Below are 21,942 nucleotides of genomic sequence, written 5' to 3' on the forward strand. Positions count from 1 at the left end.
CGCCCGCCGCCCCCCCCGCGCCCCCCCGGGGGGGGGGGGGGGGGCCGGGCGCGGCCCCCCCCCCCGCCCCCCCCCCCCCCCCGCGGGGGCCCCCCCCCCCCCCCCCACCACCCTACACGACGATCTCCTGGATCGGCTCGTCGCCGCGGACGACCGGGTGCATGCTGAACGGGCCGGTGTGCCCGCCGCCGACCGACCACCGGCCGACGATCCGCCCCTCGCCGTCGTTGCGGCCGACGTACTCGACCTCGTGCTTGCCGAGGTACTGCTTGGTCATCCGAAGTTCGCCCGTCGTCGGGTCGAACCGGCCGGCGAAGACGAACACGCCGACCACGTCGTACCCGCGGCCGGTGATCTCGCCGGTCGGGACGAACCGTAACTCGAACTGCTCCATCGGCTGTCGGCCGAGGATGTCTTGCTGCCAGAAGCCCTTCCACGGCCCGCTCGCGTACATCGGTCGTCCCCTCGGAGGTTGCCCCATGATACGCAGGACCTTGACTTCCGAAGTCCGGCTTCGACTTCGGAAGTCGATCCCACGCGGGGGCGGTCCTTCCCGGTCCCGTTGCCCTTCGCCCCGCTCGACTTCCGAAGTCGAAGCCGGACTTCGGAAGTCAGGCTTTCGGCGATTCCCTATCGTTTCTGAATGACTACTAGCGGTGTTCGCCCGTTCGTGTGGATGCTGTGCGGGTGCGGGTGGTTCTCGGCCATGTCGCTGCTGAGCAGCGGCCTCGGGGCGGAAGGCGTCGCCTGGCAGACGCTTGCCACGGTCCGCAGTAGCGTTGCGTTCCTGCTCGCGTTCGTCGTCGCCCTCGCCCTCGGCGTGCCGCTCGTCGTGGTTGGCCCGCGGGCGCTGTGGCTGCGGAGCATCGCCGGCAGCTGCAGCATGCTCTCGACGTTCTTCGCGCTCGCCAACCTGCATGCGTCCGAGGTGCTGACGCTCACGAACACGTTCCCGGTCTGGGTGGCGCTCCTGTCGTGGCCGATGGTCGGCGAGAAGCCCAGTCGCGGCGTGTGGGTGGCCGTCGTCATCGCCGTCGTCGGCGTGTCGCTGGCCGTTTACCCGCGGGAGGGCGAAACCTCCACCGTGCAGGTGTTCCGCCTCGTCCCGGCGCTGTCGGCGGTGGCGGCGTCGTTCTTCACCGCCCTCGCCATGCTCGGCCTGAACCGGCTGAAGGCGATCAAGCCGATGGCCGTCGTCGTCCACTTCTCGGCCGTGTCCACGCTGTTCTGCGCCGCGGCGTTCGTCCTGTTCCCGGTGAAGGACGGCCCGGACCCGTTCCGATCGACGCCCATGACCGTCCGGCTGCTCGGCATCGGCGTCACGGCGATGGTCGGGCAGGTGTTCCTGACGCTCGCGTTCTCCCGCGGCACGGCGACGAAGATTTCCGTCGTCGGGCTGTCGCAGGTCGTCATGGTAATGGCCGTCGAGGCGGCCGCCGGGTGGAAGACGTTCACGCCGATGAACGTCTTCGGCACGCTGCTCATCCTCGGCCCGACCGGGTGGCTGATGATGCGGGAGCGGAAGGCCAAGAAGCCGCCGATCCAGGAGCCGGTGGCGATCGAGTGAGTCGGCCGGCTTGTATATAGCCGCCGGCTTGCCGGCGGGGTTTCGCGACCCCAAAACCCCGCCGGCAAGCCGGCGGCTATATACAGCAGTGACGGCGTGTCCGCCTCGCGCCGCCCGCCCTACAATCGCCGCACGGTCTTCCCACCCCACAGGGCACTTCCCATGCGATCCCTCTCCCTCATCGCCCTCCTCGCCGGCGGCCTCGCGGCCGCGGCCCAGGACGCGCCGCCGAAGGGCGACGTGACGAAGTACAGCTTCGAGAACAGCAAAATCTTCCCCGGCACGTACCGCGACTACTGGGTCTACGTGCCGAAGCAGTACGACGGCAAGACGCCGGCGTGCGTCCACGTCAACCAGGACGGCATCCAGTTCAAGGCCCCGGAGGTCTTCGACAAGCTCATCCACGAGAAGAAGATGCCGGTCACCATCGGCGTCTTCATCATGCACGGCCGGGTGAAGGCGGCGAACGGCGAGCAGGCGCTCGACCGGTTCAACCGCAGCTACGAGTACGACGGCCTCGGCGACAACTACGCCCGGTTCCTGCTGGAGGAGCTGCTGCCGGACGTGGAGACGAAGGCCGCCCCGGACGGGCGGAAGATCGTGCTGTCCAAGAAGGGGAACGACCGGGCCATCGGCGGGTCGAGCAGCGGCGCGATCTGCGCGTTCACCGCCGCGTGGGAGCGGCCGGAGGAGTTCAGCCGCGTCTTCAGCGCGATCGGCACCTACGTCGGCCTCCGCGGCGGGAACGACTACCCGACGCTCGTCCGCAAGACCGAGCCGAAGGCGATCCGCGTCTTCCTGGAGGACGGCGAGAACGACCTGAACATCTACGGCGGCGACTGGTGGATGGCGAACCAGGAGATGGAGCGGGCGCTGAAGTTCGCCGGGTACGAGGTCGAGCACGCCTGGGGCAAAGGCGGGCACAACGGCCAGGCCGCGACGAAGCTGTTCCCCGAGGCGGTCGAGTGGCTGTGGAAGGGCTGGCCGGAGCCGGTGAAGGCCGGGAAGGGGTCGCCGAACTTGCAGAACCTGCTCGTCCCCGGCGAGGGGTGGAAGCTCGTCGGCGACGGGTACAAGTTCACGGAAGGACCGATCGCCAACGCGAAGGGCGAACTGTTCTTCACCGACGTGCCGCAGGGGAAGACGTACAAGGTCGGCGAGGACGGCAAGCCGGTCGAGGTGAGCGCCGACAACGGGCGGGCGTCCGGGTTCGCGTTCGGGCCGGACGGGAAGCTCTACGGCGTCGGCAGCAACCTCGACCCGCTCGTGCGGTACGACGGCGACACCCGCGTGCCGGTCGCGGCCGGGGTGAAGGGGAATGACTTGGTGGCGCTGCACAACGGCAACTTCTACGTCACCGCCCCGAACGGCGCGAACCTGCCGCAGAGCAAAATTTTGCTCGTCACCGCGAAGGGCGAGAGGAAGGAGGTCGATACCGGCATCCGGTTCCCGAACGGGATCACCGTGTCGCCGGACCAGACGCTGCTGTACGTCGCCGAGAGCCGTACGCACTGGGTCTACAGCTTCCAGATTCAGCCGGACGGGAGCCTGAAGCACAAGCAAAAATACTTCCACCTGCACGTCCCGGACACGGCCGACGAGGCGAGCGCCGACGGGCTGAAGTGCGACCGCAACGGCACGCTGTACGTGGCCACGCGGATCGGCGTGCAGTTCTGCGACCAGGCCGGCCGCGTGAACGGCATCGTCCCGACGCCGAACGGCAAGTGCGCGAACCTTGCGTTCGGCGGCAAGGACTTCGACATCCTCTACGCGACGTGCGGCGAAAGGGTGTACAGCCGCAAGGTGAAGCAGAAGGGGGCGAACACGTTCGACGCGCCGTTCAAGCCGAAGGCACCGGGGCTGTAACTCGTGGGCGAAAGCCCAGGGACGGCCGTGCCTGGGCTTTCGCGCGGAGACTTCCTGCATGTTCGTCACACTTCTCGCACTCACCCTGGCGCAACCGCCCGCCCCGCAATTCACGTCCACCACCGCGACGGAAACGAAATCCGCCCCGTGGCAGCCGCTCGACAAGTCGGCGCTCGCGACCCTCGTCTCCCTCCGCCGCGCCGGCACGCCGCTGCCGCCGTGGCCGCGGACCGCCGGCGCGATCCTGGCGAACGGCGACCGCGTGCCCGGCGAACTGCTCGGCGGCGACGACGCGGCCGTCACGCTCAAGTCCGCGCTCGGCGCGAAGGGCCTGCGGCTGCCGCTGCCGTCCGTCCGCGTCCTCTGGCTGACGCCGCCGCCCGAAGAAGCCTCCGAGTTCCCGGACCGCTACGACTGGCTCGACGCGAACCGCAAGTCGGACGTGATCCTGCTGCGGAACGGCGACACCGTCGCCGGCGACATCGAGCGGTTCCTCGACGGCGGCTCCCTCCGCGTCCGCCGCACCCCGGACGGCACGGCCGTCACGCTCGAACCGACCGCGGTGGCCGCCGTCGCGTTCAACCCTAGCCTCACGGCCGTCCGCAAGGTGAAGGGGCCGTTCGCCCGCGCCGTGCTGGCCGACGGCACGCGGATCAGCTTGACGAACGTCACCGCCGACGCCACGACCCTCCGCGGCACGGCGGCGAGCGGCCCGGCCGTCGAGGTTCCGGTCCGCGACCTCGTTTCGCTCGACGTGCTGCAAGGCAAGGCGACGGCGCTCGCGGACCTGAAGCCGAAGGCGGAGAAGGTCGAGCCGTTCAACTCGCTCGCGTGGCCGTGGCAGCCGAACCGCACGGTGAAGGCCCGCCCGCTGCGGCTCTGGTCGAAGATCGGCACGTCCACGTTCGACACCGGCCTGGGCACGCACCCGCGGACGACGCTGACGTACTCCTTGAACGGGAAGTACCGACGGTTCACGGCGCTCGTCGGGCTGGACGCGGACACCGGCCGCCGCGGGACGGCGAGCGTCAAGATTCTCGTGGACGGCAAGGAACAACCCGTCGAGGGCTTGGCGAAACTCTCGACGGCGACCGGCCCCGTCGCCGTGAGCGTGGACCTCGCGAAGGCGAAGGAGCTGACCCTCCTCGTCGATTTCGGCCCCGCCGGCGACGTGCAGGCGGACGTGAACTGGGCCGACGCGAAACTCGTCGAGTAGCATTCCGCCCGCCGGTGGGGTATGCTCTCTGGAACTACCTTCACCCATCGGAGTCCTGCTCATGCGCGCGTTGTTGATGGCCCTCGCGGTCGCCGCCGTCGCGGCCCCGGCCGGGGCCGCCGACCCCAAGCTCTCCCAGCTGCGGCTCGGCGAGGAGCGGGTCGGCAAAAAGCCGTCGGCCGACGACTTGGCCGGCAAGGTCGTGCTCGTCGAGGTCTGGGGGATCAACTGAGGGCCGTGCGTCGCGAGTATGCCCCACTTGGTCAAGTGGAACGAAGACTACTCGGATTTCGGCCTGGTCGTGATCGGGTTGCACGCCCAGAACGTCGGGGCGGACGACCTCAAGGCGGCGTGCCGGGCGCTCGGCGTCCGCTTCCCCGTCGTGCAGGGCGGGGCCGTCGGCGGCGACGGGGGCGGCGGCATCCCCCATTGCTACCTGTTCGACCACGCCGGCGCGTGCGTCTACGAGGGGCACCCGGACAAGGTCGAGGGGAAGCTCCGGCCCGCGATCGGCGCGGCCCTCACGGCCGGCATCTCGGACCCGCCGAAGTCGATCGCCACCGTCGCCGACGCGCTCAAGAAGGGCGGCTCGCCCATCGACGCGCTCAAGAAGCTGAACGCGCTCAAGGGCGATTCGGACAAGAAGGTGTCCGAGCCGGCGAAGGCGATCATCGGGAAGATCACCGAGGTCGCGCAGAAGCGGCTCGACGAGGCGAAGGCGGCCGCGAAGGACGACCCGATCGCCGCCTACGACCTGGCGGCCCTGACGCTGACCCGGTGGAAGGGGCTGTCGCTCGGGATGCAGGCGAACGAGTTGGTCGGCAAGCTGAAGCAGGAGAAGGTCGTCGTCGCCGAGTTGAAGGCGCGGCCGACGCTCGAAACCTTGCGGAAGCTCGACACGCTGGTGTCCGCCCGGCTGAAGGACGACACGGACCTGAAGTCGGCGGAGTTCAAGAAGGCGTTCGCCCCGCAGTTGAAGCAGATGACCCAGGCGTACAACACGCTGGTGAAAGTCCACCCGGACGCGCCGGCGACAAAGGCGGCCGAGGAGTTCGCGAAGAAGTACGACCTGAAGGCGAAGTGACGAGGTTTTGTAGGGCGGGTCAAGGCTTTGCGCCGAACCGGCCGGGACCGCGACGGCGGGTCGGCGCAAAGCCTTGACCCGCCCTACATGATGTCAAAACAATAACGCCCGCGGAAATCTCCGCGGGCGTTTCTCGTTCCGATCTCGGCGTTACCGCTTCGAGAACTGCGTCCCGCGGCGGGCACCGCGGAGGCCGTACTTCTTCCGCTCCTTCATCCGGCTGTCGCGGGTCAGGAACTTGCCGTCGCGGAGCTTGCGGACGATGCCGATGGCCGGGTCTTCCGGCGGGCCGGCGGGGGCGGCCGGGGCCGCGCCGTCGGCGCTCGGCTTCGGCTGGATCGCCATCTTCGGGCCGGCCGGCTTGATCGCCGGGGCGGGAATCGCGGGCTTTGGGGCCGGCGGCAGCGGCTTGGACGCCGCCTCGCCGCGGACTTCCTTCTTCCACGCCCGCACCGCCGTCACGTTCCCGACCGTCACCGACTTCCGCTCGGTCGTCGGGGCGAACATGACCTTGATGGCCCGCGCGATGCCCTGCTTGATGGCGTCCGCCTGGCCGGTGATGCCCCCGCCCTGGGCCTTGACCAGGATGTCCAGCCGGTTGGCCAGCTCGGTCGCGACCAGCGGCCCCATCACGGCCGCCCGGTCCTTGTCCTCGCTGAAGTAGTGCTCGAGCGTCCGGCCGTTGATGAGGATGCTCCCCTTGCCGTCGGACACGCGGACGCGGGCCACGGAGGTCTTGCGGCGGCCGGTGCCGAGGTAGTACGTCTTCGCTTCTTTCGTCGCCATGTCGCGCGGTCCCTGGTTAGATGTTCGCCAGCTTGAATTCGACCGGCTGCTGCGCCTGGTGCTCGTGCGCCGGCCCGGCGAACAGCTTGAGCTTGGTGATCTGCTTGTACCCGAGCGGCCCCTTCGGGATCATCCGCTTGACGGCCAGCCGGAGGATGTCCGTCGGGTGCTTCTGGAGCATCTCCTTGGCGGGGATGACCTTCTGCCCGCCGGCGTAGTGCGAGTACGTCTGGTACGTCTTCGCGTCCCACTTGTTGCCGGTGAACTTCACCTTGTCCGCGTTCACGACGATCACGAAGTCGCCGGTGTCCGCGTGCGGCGTGTACGTCGGCTTGTGCTTGCCGCGGAGCAGGTTCGCGATGACGACGGCGAGCCGGCCGACCACTTGGTCGGTGGCGTCGATGACGAACCATTGCGGGGTCGCCGTCTGGGCGTTGGCCATGTACGTGGACATTGCAGCAGGAACCTTCCGTCGGTACGGTCATTTTTTTGACAAGAGAGTCATGATAAATCGCCCGGAACCATCGTCAAGGGACCGATTCGAGAAAGTTCCGCCCCGGCGTGGCGAAGAACCCATAGAGAAAGGGAACGCCTCTCCCCGAAAGGGTTCGCCATGTCGAACATCACGACGCACACCATGCCGCCGTTGAAGATGGAAGTCCGCCACCCGTTCGGGCTGCCGCTCGGCAGCGTCCGCGGGATCATGTCGGTCCTCATCTGCGCGTTCTTCTGGCTGCTGTTGCTGTTGCCGACCGACTCCCCAGCGAAGGCGGTGCTGGCCCACTTTTTCCTGCTCGGGCTGGTGCTGATGGCGTTCGCGTCGTCCCCGATCGTGGCGGAGAAGGACACGTCCCCGTTCCTGCCGTGGTTCCTGCGGCTGGTGTTCGTCGGCGGGAGCGCGGCGGTCGTACTGTTCGTGATGGCCACCCGCGACATGGCCGTCGTCCAGCAGCGGCTGACGCCGGACCCGGACGAGGTCCGGGCGTGGTGGGTCCCGTTCCTCGGCTGCCTCGGCGGCGGGTTCGCGTTCGGCCTGTTCCTGCGGTTCGTGCTCGGCCGGGACAACCACATCTTCCAGTCGCTGCGGGCGTGGTTCTCGGTCCTCGGCCTCATCATGCTGTCGCTGGAGATCGCCCTGTTCTTCGCCGTCGCCGGCGGCGGCAGCAAGATGGACGACTTCATGCACTACTGGCAGGCCGTCGAGCTGGTGGTCGTGAGTGCCTACTTCGGCACGCGGGCATAGTAGTAGGCACACTCCGTGTGCCGTCTCTTGTCGGCCGCGGGGAGTTGGTGAGAGCCGCTGCGGCCGACCATAGTAGTAGGCACACTCCGTGTGCCGTCTCCTCGGCGCATCGGTGAATTCGCCCGAGTCGCTGCGGCCGACAGCAGACGGCACACGGAGTGTGCCTACTACTATTACGCCTCCGGGTAAAGCGCCGTACTCAGGTAGCGCTCCCCGAGGTCCGGCAGCACGACCACGATCGTCTTCCCGGCGTTCTCCGGCCGGTGCGCCAGCTTCAGCCCGGCGGCCATCGCCGCCCCGCACGAGATGCCGCACAGCATCCCCTCCTCCTTCGCCAGCCGGCGGGCCACCTCGAACGACTCGTCGTCCGTCACCTGCACGATCTCGTCGATCAGCTTCCGGCCCTTCTCGGCGGCCCGCTTCAGCCCGTCCTGGATGATCCCCGGCACGAACCCGGCCCCGATGCCCTGAATCTTGTGGCGGTTCGGCGTCACCTTGTCCACCGGCACGCCCTGCTGGATGTGCTGCGCGAGCACGTTGCTCACCACCGGCTCGACGGCCACGATCTGGATGTTCGGGTTGCGGTCCTTGAACACTTCGCTGCAGCCGGTGACGGTACCGCCGGTCCCGACGCCGGAGACGAAGACGTCGAACTTGCCGCCGGTCGCGGTCCAGATTTCCTCGGCCGTCGTCCGGCGGTGGACGGCCGGGTTCGCCGGGTTCTTGAACTGCTGCGGGATGAACGCCTTCGGCTCCCCGCCCATCTCGCGGAGCAGCTCCTCGGCGCGGGCGACGGCCCCGTTCATCCCCTTGTCCGCGGGCGTGAGGTGCAGCTCCGCCCCGAACGCCTTCAGGAGCCGCCGGCGCTCGAGCGACATGCTCTCCGGCATCGTGACGATGAGCTTGTACCCGCGGGACGCGCAGACGAACGCGAGGCCGATGCCGGTGTTCCCGCTCGTCGGCTCGATGATGACCGTGCCCTTCTGAATCTTCCCCTTCTCCTCGGCGTCCTCGATCATGGCGACGCCGATCCGGTCCTTGACGGACCAGAGCGGGTTGAAGTTCTCGAGCTTGCCGAGGACGGTCGCCTTCGCGCCGTCGGAGACGCGGCGGATCTTGACGAGCGGCGTGCCGCCCACGGTGTCGGTGATGGTGTCGTACACCTTCGGGCGGATGTCGGCGGTCGGTTGCATGACGGGGCCTCGTTCCTGGAGAGAAGATGTTCTGGTGTTACACCGAAACGGCCGAATTTGTCTAGAGTCGGTTCAGACCGCCTCCACCTCCAGCCGGTGGAAGTATTCCATGATCGCCACGGTCGTGCCCGCGCCGAAGACGTGCCACAGCCAGTGCGTGCCCATCGGCAGGTCGCCCGGCGGGGCGGCGTCCGCGAGCCGCATGAACCACGCGATGCCGAAGCTGGCGAGCGCCGCCAGCACCAACCCGCCGTGCCGGAACCGGGTGCGGGCCAGCACCACGCCGAGTGGGATCAGGAGGACGGCCGCCAGCGAGGCGTAGGAGATGTTCACGATCATGTTCGGGTTGCCGCCGAACGTGCCGAGCAGCCCGCGGAACAGCACGCCGTTCAGGAACAGGTAGCCTCCGACCGCCGCCGCGATGCAGAGGCCGACCCGCAGCCAGCCGGACCTCCGACTGAGCCGGACGGCCAGGTAGATCGCCCCGGCGAAGCCGAGGAGCGAGATCGGGACCACGTCCAGGATGAAGTAGGCGTACCGCGACCGGTGCATGTGGTAGAGCGTCCCGCCGACGCCGCCGGCGAGCAGCACCGGCAGGCACGCCGTCACGAACGGGTGCGTCCGATACCGCCCCCGCAGCCGGACGGCCCACGCGATCACGATCAGCACGAACAGGAACGCCGTCGCCGCGTTCCACGGCTCGGCGACGCGGCCGGGCGGGAGGGCGGCCGGGTCCGGGGGCGATTCCTTGTAAACGGGGCCGCCGTCGTCGAGCCGCGGACCGCCGCCGCTGAGGAAGAACGTGTCCGGCGGCGGGAGCTCGGTTTTTTTCGATTCTTCATCGCCCGTCGCGTCCGGCATCGCGCCTTCTCCCCGGCTGTAACTTGCCGTTCGGGGATACCTTACGGCCGGCGGGAGGGTGTGACGACGGGCCGGATTTTCTCCCGACGGAAATTTGAAAAGAATTGCTTGACACACCCCCAGGGGTTCCTAAGAAGCGTCTACCTTAAACCGACCTCACGGGGCCTTAACCGGCTGGCGCGGAAGGAATTTCCGTCCCGCCGCCGGACCCCTCGGACTCGCGAACACGACGACCGCCAACCCGCTCCTTTCGGAAGCGGGACGGATTCATTCTTGGAGTTTCGACGCGCGGACGCCGATAGGTCTGCAAACCGGGCAACCCGCCGTCACCATCCGCAACGGAGGAGAGAAACAATGGCCGCACGACTGTTGACGCTGCCGGGAAGGGCGGCGGGCCGCCGCGAGTGGGCGGAGGGGCACTACGAAGACCCGATCCGACTCGCCGACGAAGACGAGGACGACGACCTCGACGACGAGGAAGATGACGACGAGGACGACGACTTCGGCGACGACGACGACCTCGACGACGACGACCTCGGGGACGACGACGACCTGGACGACGAGGAGTTCGACGACCTGGACGACGAGGAGTTCGACGACCTGGACGACGACGACGACGACCTCGATGACGACGACGAGGACGACGACGACCTGGACGAGGAAGACGACGCCTGACCGCAAACCCCGGCCGACGGCCGGGGTTTTTTCGTTCCAACCCGACCGGCCGCGCAACGCGTTTCCCGTTTCGCGGCCGGTGAAAAATCCCACCCACTCCGCGATTGTTGACACCGATTTCGCGAGTTATATTCGATTAGATGGGTAGGCGCTCCCTGCCCGCCGTCGGCCGTGCCCGGCCGACCCTCTCCTCGCTTCACACCGGGGATTGTTTATGCCCAACTCGAATAAGCGACCGACCCCGTCCGGGTCCGTTCTGGCGATGTTGGCCGAGCGGCCGCAAATCGACTTCGAGCTGGAATTCTTCGAGGGGCTGCTCGCCCGCGTGCCGGACTTCGCCGAGGTGCTCCGGGCGCAGGCCAGCAACCTCACGTCGAAGGGCCGGTTCAAGGACGGCCTGCGGGTCGATCAGCGGCTCGTCGCCGCGCGGCCGGGCGACGCGACGGCCCATTACAACCTGGCCTGCCGGTACGCGGTCCTGAAGCAGCGGGACCTCGCCCTCCAGACGCTCCGCAAGGCGGTGGAGCTGGGCTACCGCGACTTCCGGTTCATGGTCCAGGACACCGACCTCGACTCGCTCCGCAAGGACCCCCGGTTCCGCCAGATGCTCGCCGAGTTTGGGGCGTTCAAGAAGGCGTGATTGGTGATTCGTGATTGGAAAAAACGGTTCTCCCAATCACCAATCACCAATCACGAATGACCGCCTCTAAGGTTTATTCTCCCTCTCCCGCTCGTCGTAGAATTGGGTAGCTTCTCCAACTTGCCGTTCGCTTTGCAATCCGGCCGACGGCTGTTAAGCTGGAGAAAGATTACCGACGCTTCACCCCGTCCTCACCTTGCCTTCATCGGGATGTGCCCTGCCATGCTCCGATTCGCACTCGCGGCCGTCCTCGCGGCCGCCACCCTGTCGGCGGCCGCCGCCCAGGAGCCGATCCGCTTCGCCCGCACGCCGGACATCTCGCCGGACGGCAAGCTCGTCACGTTCAGCTACCTCGGCGACATCTGGACGGTCGAGGCCATCGGCGGCGTCGCCCGGCCGGTGACCATGCACGAGGCCCACGACCTCTACCCGTGCCTCAGCCCGGACGGCCGACAGATCGCGTTCTCGTCCAACCGGTACGGCAGCTACGACGTGTTCGTCGTCGCCGTCCACGGCGGGAAGCCGAAGCGGCTGACGTTCGACAGCGCGATGGACATCGTCAGCGGCTGGACGCCGGACGGGAAGTCCGTCGTCTTCGGCTCGACCCGCTCGACGAGTTACCCCGTCGGACAGGACGTGTTCACCGTCCCTGTCGAGGGCGGGCAGGAGAAGCGGCTAAACCTCTTTGAAGCGAAGGAGGCGTACTTCGCGCCGACCGGCAACCAGATCGCGTTCGTCCGCGGGCCGGGGCTGTGGTATCGGAAGGGCTACCGCGGGTCGTCGAACGACGACATCTGGCTGTCCGCCGTGGACGGCAGTAACGCCCGGAAGCTGACCACTTACAACGGCCAGGACACGTCGCCCATGTGGTCGCCGGACGGCCGGACGATGTACTACGTCAGCGAGACGCCGGAGAAGCCGGGCATCGCGAACATCGTGTCGCAGGAGATTCACCCGGAATCCACTTCGCCCGCCGGCGGGCCGCCGAAGCCATTGACGAAGCATACCGACGAGTTTGTCCGCCGCGCCCGGATCAGCAAGAACGGCGAGTGGATCGTCTACGAATGCGGGGCCGACCTGTTCGTCGTGAGCACGAAGACGGGGAACAGCCGGAAACTCGCGATCGAGGTCTACGCGGACGACAAGCAGAACACGGAACGGAGCGTGACGTACACCCGCGACGCGACGGAGTTCGCGCTGTCGCCGGACGAGGCGCACGCCGTCGTCGTTGTCCACGGTGAGCTGTTCCTCACGAAAGTTCCGACCGGCGGCAAGGCCACGCGGCTGACCGACGACCCGGCGTTCGACTCGTCCCCGGTCTGGTCGCCGGACGGCAAGAAGATCGTGTTCGCGTCGGACCGCACCGGCGTGATGGACCTGTACGCCCTCGAGCCGGACGACGTGGAACACCCGGAGATGACGAAGGCGCACAAGTTCAAGACGACGAAGCTAACCGACTCGGCGGAAGACGAAACGGCCGTCAGCTTCGCGCCGAAGGGCGAAACGGTCGCGTTCCTCCGCGGCGGCAAGCTCTGGACCATGAAGCCGGACGGCAAGGACCAGAAAGTGTTGATCGACACGGTGCAGGTGATGGACTACGACTGGTCGCCGGACGGGAAGTGGCTGGTCTACGCGAAGATGGACGGGTCGTTCGCGAGCGAACTGTTCATCGCCCCGGTGGACGGGTCGCAGCCGCCGCGGAACGTGAGCCGGTACGCGACGTACAACGGCGACGTGACGTGGAGCAACACCGGCGGGAAGATCGCGTTCCTGTCCCAGCGGCGGGGCATGTACTCGATGCACGTGCTGTCCCTCTACAAGCCGACGGCCGACGGCAGCACGCCGAGCCGGTCCGCCGAGTTCGACTGGGACGACCTGCACCTGCGGGTCGAGCGGGCCGGGAACGTGTCGGCCGAGGGCGGGTCCGTCTCGCCGGACGGCACGCAGGTCGCCTTCCGGTCGATGTCCACCGGCGACGACCTGTGGGTCGCGAGCAGCGACGGCCGGACCGTCAGCCGGCTGACGACCGGCAACCAGTCGCCCCGCGGCATCCGGTGGTCGAAGAAGGCGAGCGGGCTGATCTACTTCTTGAACGGGGCCGGCGAACTGCGGGCGACGCGGGCCGGCGGGTCCAGCCCGATCGCGGCGATGATGCTCGGCAGCACGAGTAGCGAGCCGCAGCGGGTGGCGTTCTCCGCGAAGATGACGATCAAGCGGGACGAGGAGTTCGCCGAGATGTACGCCCAGAGCTGGCGGACGCTCAGCGACTACTTCTACGACAACACCCACCACGGGGCCGATTGGAAGAAGGTCCGCGCGAAGTACGCGGAGTTGGTTCCGCACGTCGCGCAGCGGGAAGACCTGTACTCGCTGGTTAGCCTCATGCTCGGCGAGCTGAACGCCTCGCACCTGGGTATCTCCGGCCGGATGCCGTTCCCGGACGAGTTCACCGCCGACCTCGGCCTCATCTTCGACGAGACGCACAAGGGGCCGGGGCTGAAGATCGCCGAAATCCTGAAGCGCGGCCCCGCCGACAAACGCGGCCTCGGCCTTAAGGTCGGCGACATTGTTCTGTCCATCGACCGCACGGAGCTGACGGCCAAGACGAACCTCAGCCAGCTCTTGAACAACAAGACCGGCGAGACGATCCTCTTGGACGTGACATCGAACCCGGCCGACCCGAAGGCGAAGCGGCGGGTCGAGGTGAAGGGCGAGGACCGCGGCCGGATCGGGCAACTGATGTACGACCGGTGGGTGGACCGGAACGCCGCCCAAATTGCGAAGGAGAGTGGCGGCAAGGTCGGGTACATCCACATCCCCGGCATGGACGAGCAGGGGCTGGAGACGTTCGTACGCGCCCTGTATTCCGACAACTTCGACAAGGAGGCGATCGTCCTCGATGTCCGAAATAACGGCGGCGGGTTCACGCACGACCAGGTGCTGAACTACCTGACCGGCAAGGAGCACACGATCTTCAAGCAGCGGAACGGCGGCGAGGGCCTCGTCCTCCGCAACTACGACCGGAAGTGGGCGAAGCCGGTCAGCCTGCTCATCAACAACCGGTCGTACAGCGACGCGGAAATCTTCCCGCACGCGTTCCGCAGCGTCGGCCTCGGCAAGGTCGTCGGCCAGGCGACCGGCGGGCACGTCATCGGCACGTACCAGATTCGGCTCATCGACGGGTCGAGCTTCCGCGTCCCGCGGACCGGCGTGTTCACGACGAAGGGCGTGAACATGGAGAAGGAGGGCGTGCAGCCGGACGTGGCCGTCGAGCAGACGTTCGCCGACTGGCAGAAGGACCACGACACGCAGCTGACCGAGGCGCTGAAGGCCGTGCAGACGGACGTGGTCGCGTGGCGCAAGGCGAAGGGGCTGCCGGTGGCGGTGGCGGCGGAGCCGGTGAAGGCGGAGGTGAAGCCAGTCGTGGCGACGCCGATGGCCCCGGCGAAAACTTCGACCCCGGCCGTGAAGACGGGCGGCAACTGAGTGCCGGTTCCGCCGGATGCACGACGCGTGCCCTTGCCGACCCGCGACCGCGGGTCGGCTTTTTTTATGCCGTCGCGCGATCCCGACCGATGCTGTAATATGCTGATGAGAACTCGCACCGTGGGGACGCAGCCGTGCCGGAACCGCTGATCGTCACGTTCTACCAGAAGCTGCCGCAGCCGTCGCCGACGGACGACCAGGACCTCTGGCAGGCCGGCGTGCAAGGGGCGATCCGCGGGTTCCGCGCCTCGATCAAGAACAACTACACGGAAGGCACGCTCCAACGGCTCGTCACCCACGCCGACCCGCTCGCCCGGCAGGCGGCCGTCCTCGCCCTCGGGTTGATCGGCACGCTCTCGTCCAACGCCGTGATCGCGGCTGCGCTCAAAGACGACGACTGGCTCGTCCGCAAGTTCGCGCAGGACGCGCTGTGGGAAATCTGGTACCGCGGCGACAACGCGGACCACTGCTGGTCGCTCCAACAGGCGATGCAGCTCGGCGACTTCGCGCAGACGCTCGCGGCCCTCGACGACCTGATCCGCGAGGCCCCGGAGTTCGCGGAGGCGTACAACCAGCGGGCGATCCTCCTGTTCCGCCGCGGCGAGTTCTCCCGGAGCGTGACGGACTGCAAGTCGGTGTTGCGGATGAACCCGTTCCACTTCGGCGCGGCCGCCGGCCTCGGTCAGTGCCTGCTAAAGTTGAACAAGCCGCGCGCCGCGCTGCGGGCGTTCAAGCAGGCGCTGGACCTGAACCCGGCCCTCGACGACTTGCGGGACGCCGTCCGCGCCCTGCGCGAGGCGCTCGACGACGGGGAGTGACGACAGGCGAACGGCACGGCGTAAGCGTGCCGGTGTGCGACACGGTGCAACACCGGCACGCTTACGCCGTGCCGTTCGCCAAAGACCTCCCGCCTTTTGCGCTTGCTCCCGGCCGGTCGGTCAATTAAACTTCCAACTGTCGGCCGTCCGACACCCGCCTTCACGCACTTTCGACTCGGAGACTCTCCTCATGCTCGTGATCCCCGGTGAAGTCAGCCGCGACACGTGCGACGGCGTCAGCCGCCGCGAACTGATCCGCTTCGGCGGCCTCTCGCTCGCCGGGCTGTCGCTGGCCAACGTGCTCGCCACCGAAGCAAGGGGCAACACCGCCCCGTCGAAGGACAGCGGCGGCCGCGGGTTCGGCAAGGCCAAGAGCGTCATCCTGATTTACCTGCAAGGCGGGCCGAGCCACCTCGACCTGTGGGACCCGAAGGAGAACGTGCCGGACAAGGTGCGGAGCATCTTCAAGAGCGCGCCGACGAAGATCACCGGCACGCACGTCACGGAGCTGCTGCCGAAGATCGCGCAGCAGCTCGACAAGGCGTCGCTCATCCGGACGATGAGCTACACGCCGAACGGCCTGTTCAACCACACGGCCGCCATCTACCAGATGCACACCGGGTACACGACGGACAAGGTGTCGGCGTCCGGGCAGCTCGAACCGCCCAGCCCGAAGGACTTCCCGACGCTCGGCTCGAACATCATCAAGTTCAAGCCGCCGGAAGTGCCGATGCTGCCGTTCGTCATGATGCCGCGGCCGCTGCAAGAGTCGAACGTCGTCGGCAAGGGCGGCACGGCCGGGTTCCTGGGCAAGGCTTACGACCCGTACCTGCTCTACCCGTCCGGCGACGACCTGGACATGGGGAAGATGGACCGCATCAAGGTGGACGACCTGAAGCTCCGCGAAGACCTGACGCCGGAGCGGATGAACCGCCGGGCGAGCCTGCGGGACACGGTCGCGAAGGGGATGCCGGAGATCGAGAAGGCGGTCAGCAAGTACGAGCTGGATTCCTACTACGGCAAGGCGCTCGGCCTCGTGGTGTCCGGCCGCGCCCGCGACGCCTTCGACCTGACGAAGGAGACGCCGGCCCTGCGGGAGAAGTACGGCAAGAACACGTTCGGCCAGTGCTGCCTGCTGGCCCGGCGGCTGATCGAGGCCGGGACGCGGTTCGTGGAAGTGAACTGGCCGAAGGTCGCGAACAGCGACAACCACAGTTGGGACACGCACGCCGGGCTGTCGAACCGGCTCAAGAACCAGGCCGCCCCGATGCTCGACGCCGGCGTCGCGACGCTGATCGAGGACCTCGACCAACGGGGGCTGTTGAAGGACACGCTGGTGGTGGTGGTCGGCGAGTTCGGCCGCAGCCCGCAGCGAGGGGTGAGCACGTCCGGCAACCAGAACCAGGACGACGGCCGCGACCACTGGCCGTACTGCTACACGGCGCTGGCGGCCGGGGCCGGGATCAAGCGGGGCTACGTCCACGGCAAGAGCGACAAGACGGCGTCCGCGCCGCTGGAGCACCCGGTCCACCCGACGGAGCTGCTGGCGACGATCTACCACAGCGTCGGCATCAAGCCGGACACGATCGTGTACAACCACCTGAACCAGCCGCGGGAGCTGGTGAAGGGCGAGGTGGTGACGGGGTTGCTAGGGTGATTTGTAGGGCGGGTCAAGGCTTTGCGCCGACCCGCCGAGCAACCAGCCACATGGACGTTTCTCCGACGTGGTTGCGGTCCCGGCGGGTGGGCGCAAAGCCTTGACCCGCCCTACAAGAAAGAAGCCCCGCGTTTGCGGGGCTTCTTCGTTTGTGATGTTCCTACCGGGTACTGCGTACCGGTACTCGGTACGAATCCCTACCCCACGAACACGCCGCCGTTCACGCTGTCGAACAGCACGTCGAACTCGCTGGTCGGCCGCGGCGGGGCCTGTTGGAAGCTGCCCGCGGAGAACTGCCGGACGCGGCGGCCGACGCCCAACCCGTCGGCCGTCACCAGGTCCGCGAACGGGCTGCCGGGGTCGCCGTGCTTCACCGCCACCCGCACGCCGGCCCGGCCCCGCGGGTCGCCGGCGAAGAAGTCCGCGAGCGGGGCCTGCACGTTCGCCAGGAGCTGCTGGCCGGACAGCACCCGGACCCGCGGCCCGCCGCCGGCCCCCGCGCCGATCACCAGGTCCGCGAACCCGTCCGCGTTCATCGCCCCGGCGGCGAGGAACACGCCGTCCCGCAGGTTCGGGTCGAACGCGAAGAAGTCGTTGAACAGCCGCCGCGGGGCGGGGCCGAGCGTTAGCCCGTCGTACCCGGCGACCCGCGGCCCGCCGCCGGCCCCGGCCGCCACGAACAGGTCGGCGAACCCGTCGCCGTTCAGGTCGCCGACCGCGGTTCGCGCGCCGCCGCGAAAGGCCGCGTCGGCGATGCCGAAGAAGTCCGCGATCACATTTTGCGTCGTCCCGTCCACGACCTTCACCCGCGGGCCGCCGCCCTTGTCCGCGGAGACGACCACGTCCGCGCGGCCGTCGTTGTTGAAGTCGCCGACGGTCACGAACACGCCGCCGGTGAACGTCGGCTCGAACGCCATGAAGTCGGCGACGGGTTGGAACGTCACGCCGTCGAAGATCCGCACCCGCGGCCCGCCGCCGCGGCCGGCCCCGACGACGATGTCCTCGACGCCGTCGCCGGTCACGTCCCCGGCCGCCACCCGCACGCCGCCGGTGAACCCCGGCTCGAACACCGGCAGGATGCGGACCAGCGCCCCGGTCGTGGAGTCGTACACCATGACCGCCGGCGACCCGCCCGCGTCCGTGCCGAACACCGTCCGCCGGGCCGTCACCTGCGGCCCCGGCTGCTGCCCGCCCTTCGAGTGGGCGACGCCGAAGTTGCCGAGGAACGGGTTCCCGGCGAGGTCGGTGATGCCGGCCGCCGGCCCGTCCAGCTGCACGCGGACGTACCCGCGGCCGAGCGCCTCCGCCGGCAGCCGCAGCACCGCCGACCGCCCGTCCGGGGCCACGTCGAACGTCGCCCCGCCGATCGGGATCGCAACGTTGTTCCGGTCGAACGCCCGGAAGTCCGACGCGTTCAGCCCGACGACCGGCTCGTCCGCGAGGACCGTCACCCCGACGAGGGCGTCGTTCGCGAAGATGCCCTCCAGCCGGACGTTCGGCGGCGACACGTCGGCGGTCCACGAGACGAACACCGACGCCGGCTGCCGCTCCGGCTGGCCCGGCGGGGCGGGGGCGGCGACGGTGAACGCGAACGTGCCGTTCGCCCCGGTCACGTCGCCGAGGCCGATGACCGTGTAGCTCGTCCCGCCGCCGATCAGCGTCGCCCCGGCCAGCGACACCGGCTGGCCGTTGAAACTCAGCCCGACGTTCGCGAGGGTCAGGCCGGGGAGCGGCTCGCTGAGCGCGAACGCGATCGCGTTGACCGGCGAGTTCCGGAGGGCCGGCGTCACCGGGGCGATGGTCACCGTCACCGGCCGCGCGTCCCGGCTCACGACGAAGTCCGTCCCGCGGGCGACCGGGGCGTCCGGCGTCAGCGCGACCGACCGGCCGGCCGCCGGCAGGTAGCCCGGCGGCGGCGCGGCCGTCACCGGGTACAGGCCGTTCGGCAGGCCGGGGAACTCGTAGTTCCCGAACGCATCCGTCCGCGTCATGAACTCGTCGTTCGCCACCCCGTCCCGGTTGAAGTCGATGAACACGACGGCGTCCGCGAGGCCGGTCCCGTCCCCCTGCAGCACCCGGCCGACGACGCCGGCCGTGCGGGTCAGCCCGATCCCCGCGGCCGGGGCCGGCCCGGACGGATCGACCGGGACGGCCCCGCCGTTCGCCGCCCGCGCGAACCCCCCGACCGGGCCGACGTGCAGGAACGCCAGGCCGCCGGTCGGCAAGCCGTTGAGGGCGAAGAACCCGTTCGCGTTCGTCGTCGCCGTCGGCTCGGCCGCGAACGTCAGCGAGACGTTGTGGAAGCCGCCGACGGACCCGCCGGCCGCGTCCGTCACCTCGACCCGCCACTCCCCGCCGGCCGACCGCCCGGCCAGGTCGCCGAACGGCTCGGTCGGCCGCAGCCGGTGGGTCATGATCGTCGAGATGCTCTCCGACTCTTCCTCGATCCCGTCCTCGAACGTGAACAGGTGGGTGGACGTGCCGCTGGACGGGAGGAACCGGCGGTCGAACAGCGTCAGCCGCGTGCCGTCCGGCGCGACGAGAACCATCGTCAGTTCGGACGGCCGCGGGTGGAAGATCTCCACCCGAACGCTCAGCCCGGCCTGGACCTGGGAGAACCCGCCCACGGGAACGGGAACGGCGGCGGTGCCGCCGTCCGGGAGGGCCGCCCCGCCCTGGCCGGTGAACGTGAACCGGTCGAGCCGGCCGTTGCCGTTCAGGTCGGCGAAGACCGTCGCGCCGGGGACGCCGGGGTCGTTGGAATCCTGGAACCCGTCGTCGTCCACGTCGTTGTAGACCGTGCCGCCGACCTGGTACGCGATCCCGAAGTTGCGGACGAGGTTGCCGCCGGCCGACCCGTTGCCGTCGCCGTCGATCGGCGAGCCGAACGGGTCGCGGAGGCCGCCGGCCTTCGCCGTGAACCGGTAAAGCCCGCGGTCGAGCGTGCGGTTCACGGTGAACACGAGGTCGTTCGTGCCGATCTTGTACTCGCGGCCGCCGTTGATGTCGAACGGCAAGAGCGCGTCGTCGGCCGACCCGAACGCGCCGTCCGGCCCGGCCCACCGCAGCTCGAAATTCGCCTTCGTCACGGTCGTCGGGTCGAGCGGGCTGTGCAGCCGGAGGTTGAACGACGTGATCGACTCCGGGGCGTCCGCCCCTTCCTCGGGCAGCCCGGTCAGCTTGCCGAGCTTCGTGACGACCTTCGCCGTGCCGACGGCCTTCGCCGCGTTCAGCCGGCCGGACCCGAGTTGGTCCTCGTAGTCGGGGTTCTTCGCCAGGATGTCGTCGGTCGTGGCGATGACGGCGGCGGCCACCATGTCCCGCGTCCACGTCGGGTTCGCGCTCCAGACGAGGGCCGCGACCCCGGCGACGAGCGGGGCGGCCATGCTCGTGCCGAACGCCCCGGCGTACCCGGTCAGCGGGATCGTGGTCAGCAGCCCGTCGTCGGCCGTCCCGCCGGGGGCGGTGATGTCGATGCCGCTGCCGAAGTTGCTGTAGGCGGTCTTCGCGTCGTTCCGGTCGCTGGCCGCGACGACGACGAGTTCCTCCAGCGTCACCCGCGGCGGGTTGTTCGTGCCGGTGTTGCCCGCGGAGTTGACGAGCAGAATCCCGCGGTCGTAGGCCATCCCGACGGCGGCGGCGAACGTCGGGTCGTCCACGAACGGATCGACGTTGATGCTCGTGTTGACGATCCGCGCGCCGTTCTGCACGGCGTAGCTGATCGCGCGGGCCAGGGCTAGCGACGTGGTCGAGCCGCCGGTCCCGACGACCTTCACCGGCATGACCCGCGCCCCGCCGGCCACGCCGGCGACGCCCTCGTTGTTGTCGAACTGCGCCGCGATCAGCCCGGCCACCTGCGTCCCGTGGTTGTCCGCGATCGGGTCGGTCGGGTTGACGTTGTTGTTGTTCCCGACGAAGTTCCACCCGGCCGTGTCGTCGGTGAACCCGTTCGCGTCGTTGTCGATCCCGTCGCCGGCGACCTCCTTCGCGTTCGCCCAGACGGTGTTCCGCAGGTCCGGGTGGGCGACGTACACGCCGTCGTCCAGCACGGCGACGATCACCCCGGCCGTGCCGATGGTGGTGTCCCAGGCGGTCGGCGTGCGGATGATCGGGTGGTGGTACTGCTCGCCGGCCCGCGGGTCGTTCGGCGTCCGCTCGCGAACGTCCGTCAGGCCGGGCGTCCCGCTGGAGTAGACGAAGTTCGGCGCGACGCTGGCGTATAGCCCGGTGGCGAGGAGCGTCTGCTGGACGGCCAGGGCGTTGGCGGAAGACGAGAGGCCGATCTGGAGGAGGGAGGCGTCGGCGGTGCTGAGGACGAGTTCGGTGCGGGAGAAATCGATCGCCCCGGCGAGGTCGAACGCGGCGACGACGTTTTGAAGGTCGCGGATCGGCTGGCCGGAGGTGGTGACGGCGAGGAGTTCGGTGCCGGTCGTGAGGCCGGAAGCGGGGGTGAGGCGGTCCTCGAGCCGTTCGCACCGCAGGGCCTTGCCCGCGAGAGGCCGGTCCCGCCCGGTTCGGCCGAGCCAGCGTCGTAACTCTCGCAGGGGCTTCATCGGGGTCCCGTTCGGCAAGTGGGGGCGGTTCCGATCCGCGTGCCGACAATTCGCCTCAGACTTGAGACGAACCCGGACCGCTTCGCGTTTTCCAATTTACACGATTCCGCCCGGTCCGTGTGCGGAACTTGAGGGGGTTGTAACAGCGCCGTTACACAGTCATGGTACGCGGGTCGCGGCCCCGTGGTTGGCGCGGATTTTCGGCCCACGGTCGTTGCCTGGGGCCCCGGGGGGGGGGCCCCCCGGACTGTCGCGGGTGGGCCCCCCCGCGAGACCGGGGCTGGCCCGGTGGGGGGC

16 protein-coding genes and 2 pseudogenes are annotated in these 21,942 nt (G+C 68.8%); 11 read left to right on the forward strand and 7 right to left on the reverse strand.

Annotation, left to right across the window (positions count from 1 at the left end; genetic code table 11):
- Positions 1-112: 112 nt before the first annotated feature.
- Positions 113-454, reverse strand: coding sequence for a hypothetical protein (locus tag AC5JJ2_RS25355; RefSeq protein WP_495860842.1), 342 nt, complete (start codon positions 452-454; stop codon positions 113-115).
- Positions 455-643: 189 nt separating this feature from the next.
- On the opposite strand from AC5JJ2_RS25355, the gene AC5JJ2_RS25360 reads away from it, so the two are divergent.
- From AC5JJ2_RS25360 to AC5JJ2_RS25380, 5 genes are all read left to right on the forward strand, one after another.
- Positions 644-1,567 (forward strand): DMT family transporter, encoded by a 924-nt coding sequence (locus tag AC5JJ2_RS25360; RefSeq protein ID WP_495860843.1) that lies wholly within the window; start codon positions 644-646, stop codon positions 1,565-1,567.
- 162 nt (positions 1,568-1,729) lie between these two features.
- Positions 1,730-3,433, forward strand: coding sequence for an SMP-30/gluconolactonase/LRE family protein (locus tag AC5JJ2_RS25365; RefSeq protein WP_495860844.1), 1,704 nt, complete (start codon positions 1,730-1,732; stop codon positions 3,431-3,433).
- 58 nt (positions 3,434-3,491) lie between these two features.
- Complete coding sequence (locus AC5JJ2_RS25370) at positions 3,492-4,649, forward strand: NPCBM/NEW2 domain-containing protein (protein ID WP_495860845.1); 1,158 nt, start codon at positions 3,492-3,494, stop codon at positions 4,647-4,649.
- A 61-nt stretch (positions 4,650-4,710) separates the two neighbouring features.
- The gene (locus AC5JJ2_RS25375; RefSeq protein ID WP_495860846.1) at positions 4,711-4,881 is read left to right on the forward strand and encodes a hypothetical protein; all 171 of its coding nucleotides are present in this window, start codon (positions 4,711-4,713) and stop codon (positions 4,879-4,881) included.
- Positions 4,882-4,899: 18 nt separating this feature from the next.
- Positions 4,900-5,733: a hypothetical protein gene (locus AC5JJ2_RS25380; RefSeq protein WP_495860847.1), complete on the forward strand. Its 834-nt coding sequence runs from the start codon at positions 4,900-4,902 to the stop codon at positions 5,731-5,733.
- 150 nt (positions 5,734-5,883) lie between these two features.
- On the opposite strand, the pseudogene rpsI (AC5JJ2_RS25385) reads toward AC5JJ2_RS25380, so the two are convergent.
- The 3 genes and pseudogenes from rpsI (AC5JJ2_RS25385) to rplM form a co-directional block, all read right to left on the reverse strand.
- A pseudogene (rpsI, locus tag AC5JJ2_RS25385) lies at positions 5,884-5,982 on the reverse strand (30S ribosomal protein S9); the annotation flags it as partial.
- Positions 5,983-6,273: 291 nt separating this feature from the next.
- Positions 6,274-6,519 (reverse strand): annotated as a pseudogene (gene rpsI, locus AC5JJ2_RS25390) (30S ribosomal protein S9); the annotation flags it as partial.
- Positions 6,520-6,535: 16 nt separating this feature from the next.
- Entirely contained in the window at positions 6,536-6,973 is a 438-nt protein-coding gene (gene rplM / locus AC5JJ2_RS25395) for a 50S ribosomal protein L13 (protein ID WP_495860848.1), read from the reverse strand.
- A gap of 159 nt (positions 6,974-7,132) precedes the next feature.
- Here rplM and AC5JJ2_RS25400 point away from each other — a divergent pair, with 159 nt between their 5' ends.
- Positions 7,133-7,762 (forward strand): hypothetical protein, encoded by a 630-nt coding sequence (locus AC5JJ2_RS25400; RefSeq protein WP_495860849.1) that lies wholly within the window; start codon positions 7,133-7,135, stop codon positions 7,760-7,762.
- A gap of 173 nt (positions 7,763-7,935) precedes the next feature.
- On the opposite strand, the gene cysK is transcribed toward AC5JJ2_RS25400, so the two are convergent.
- Together cysK and AC5JJ2_RS25410 are read right to left on the reverse strand one after the other, a co-directional pair.
- The gene (gene cysK / locus AC5JJ2_RS25405) at positions 7,936-8,955 is read right to left on the reverse strand and encodes a cysteine synthase A (RefSeq protein WP_495860850.1); all 1,020 of its coding nucleotides are present in this window, start codon (positions 8,953-8,955) and stop codon (positions 7,936-7,938) included.
- Between the two features lie 72 nt (positions 8,956-9,027).
- Entirely contained in the window at positions 9,028-9,816 is a 789-nt protein-coding gene (locus AC5JJ2_RS25410; protein ID WP_495860851.1) for a hypothetical protein, read from the reverse strand.
- Positions 9,817-10,170: 354 nt separating this feature from the next.
- Here AC5JJ2_RS25410 and AC5JJ2_RS25415 point away from each other — a divergent pair, with 354 nt between their 5' ends.
- From AC5JJ2_RS25415 to AC5JJ2_RS25435, 5 genes are all read left to right on the forward strand, one after another.
- Complete coding sequence (locus AC5JJ2_RS25415) at positions 10,171-10,491, forward strand: hypothetical protein (RefSeq protein ID WP_495860852.1); 321 nt, start codon at positions 10,171-10,173, stop codon at positions 10,489-10,491.
- A 214-nt stretch (positions 10,492-10,705) separates the two neighbouring features.
- The gene (locus AC5JJ2_RS25420) at positions 10,706-11,131 is read left to right on the forward strand and encodes a TPR end-of-group domain-containing protein (protein WP_495860853.1); all 426 of its coding nucleotides are present in this window, start codon (positions 10,706-10,708) and stop codon (positions 11,129-11,131) included.
- 222 nt (positions 11,132-11,353) lie between these two features.
- Positions 11,354-14,617, forward strand: a complete 3,264-nt coding sequence (locus tag AC5JJ2_RS25425; RefSeq protein ID WP_495860854.1) for a S41 family peptidase — start codon at positions 11,354-11,356, stop codon at positions 14,615-14,617.
- A gap of 134 nt (positions 14,618-14,751) precedes the next feature.
- A complete protein-coding gene (locus AC5JJ2_RS25430) occupies positions 14,752-15,435 on the forward strand; it encodes a tetratricopeptide repeat protein (RefSeq protein ID WP_495860855.1) in 684 nt (227 codons plus the stop codon).
- A 190-nt stretch (positions 15,436-15,625) separates the two neighbouring features.
- Positions 15,626-17,092 (forward strand): DUF1501 domain-containing protein, encoded by a 1,467-nt coding sequence (locus tag AC5JJ2_RS25435; protein WP_495860856.1) that lies wholly within the window; start codon positions 15,626-15,628, stop codon positions 17,090-17,092.
- A 197-nt stretch (positions 17,093-17,289) separates the two neighbouring features.
- Here AC5JJ2_RS25435 and AC5JJ2_RS25440 read toward each other — a convergent pair whose 3' ends face one another.
- A complete protein-coding gene (locus tag AC5JJ2_RS25440; protein WP_495860857.1) occupies positions 17,290-21,645 on the reverse strand; it encodes a S8 family serine peptidase in 4,356 nt (1,451 codons plus the stop codon).
- Positions 21,646-21,942: the final 297 nt, after the last annotated feature.

This window comes from Limnoglobus sp. (genome assembly GCF_059499385.1).

Bases quoted from the DNA above. Each gene is read 5' to 3' on its own strand.
- AC5JJ2_RS25420 (WP_495860853.1), top strand. From the start codon at position 10,706: ATGCCCAACTCGAATAAGCGACCGACCCCGTCCGGGTCCGTTCTGGCG.
- AC5JJ2_RS25440 (WP_495860857.1), bottom strand. From the start codon at position 21,645: ATGAAGCCCCTGCGAGAGTTACGACGCTGGCTCGGCCGAACCGGGCGG.
- AC5JJ2_RS25360 (WP_495860843.1), top strand. From the start codon at position 644: ATGACTACTAGCGGTGTTCGCCCGTTCGTGTGGATGCTGTGCGGGTGC.
- AC5JJ2_RS25435 (WP_495860856.1), top strand. From the start codon at position 15,626: ATGCTCGTGATCCCCGGTGAAGTCAGCCGCGACACGTGCGACGGCGTC.
- AC5JJ2_RS25370 (WP_495860845.1), top strand. From the start codon at position 3,492: ATGTTCGTCACACTTCTCGCACTCACCCTGGCGCAACCGCCCGCCCCG.
- rplM (WP_495860848.1), bottom strand. From the start codon at position 6,973: ATGTCCACGTACATGGCCAACGCCCAGACGGCGACCCCGCAATGGTTC.
- cysK (WP_495860850.1), bottom strand. From the start codon at position 8,955: ATGCAACCGACCGCCGACATCCGCCCGAAGGTGTACGACACCATCACC.
- AC5JJ2_RS25400 (WP_495860849.1), top strand. From the start codon at position 7,133: ATGTCGAACATCACGACGCACACCATGCCGCCGTTGAAGATGGAAGTC.
- AC5JJ2_RS25355 (WP_495860842.1), bottom strand. From the start codon at position 454: ATGTACGCGAGCGGGCCGTGGAAGGGCTTCTGGCAGCAAGACATCCTC.
- AC5JJ2_RS25425 (WP_495860854.1), top strand. From the start codon at position 11,354: ATGCTCCGATTCGCACTCGCGGCCGTCCTCGCGGCCGCCACCCTGTCG.
- AC5JJ2_RS25375 (WP_495860846.1), top strand. From the start codon at position 4,711: ATGCGCGCGTTGTTGATGGCCCTCGCGGTCGCCGCCGTCGCGGCCCCG.
- AC5JJ2_RS25415 (WP_495860852.1), top strand. From the start codon at position 10,171: ATGGCCGCACGACTGTTGACGCTGCCGGGAAGGGCGGCGGGCCGCCGC.
- AC5JJ2_RS25365 (WP_495860844.1), top strand. From the start codon at position 1,730: ATGCGATCCCTCTCCCTCATCGCCCTCCTCGCCGGCGGCCTCGCGGCC.
- AC5JJ2_RS25410 (WP_495860851.1), bottom strand. From the start codon at position 9,816: ATGCCGGACGCGACGGGCGATGAAGAATCGAAAAAAACCGAGCTCCCG.
- AC5JJ2_RS25380 (WP_495860847.1), top strand. From the start codon at position 4,900: ATGCCCCACTTGGTCAAGTGGAACGAAGACTACTCGGATTTCGGCCTG.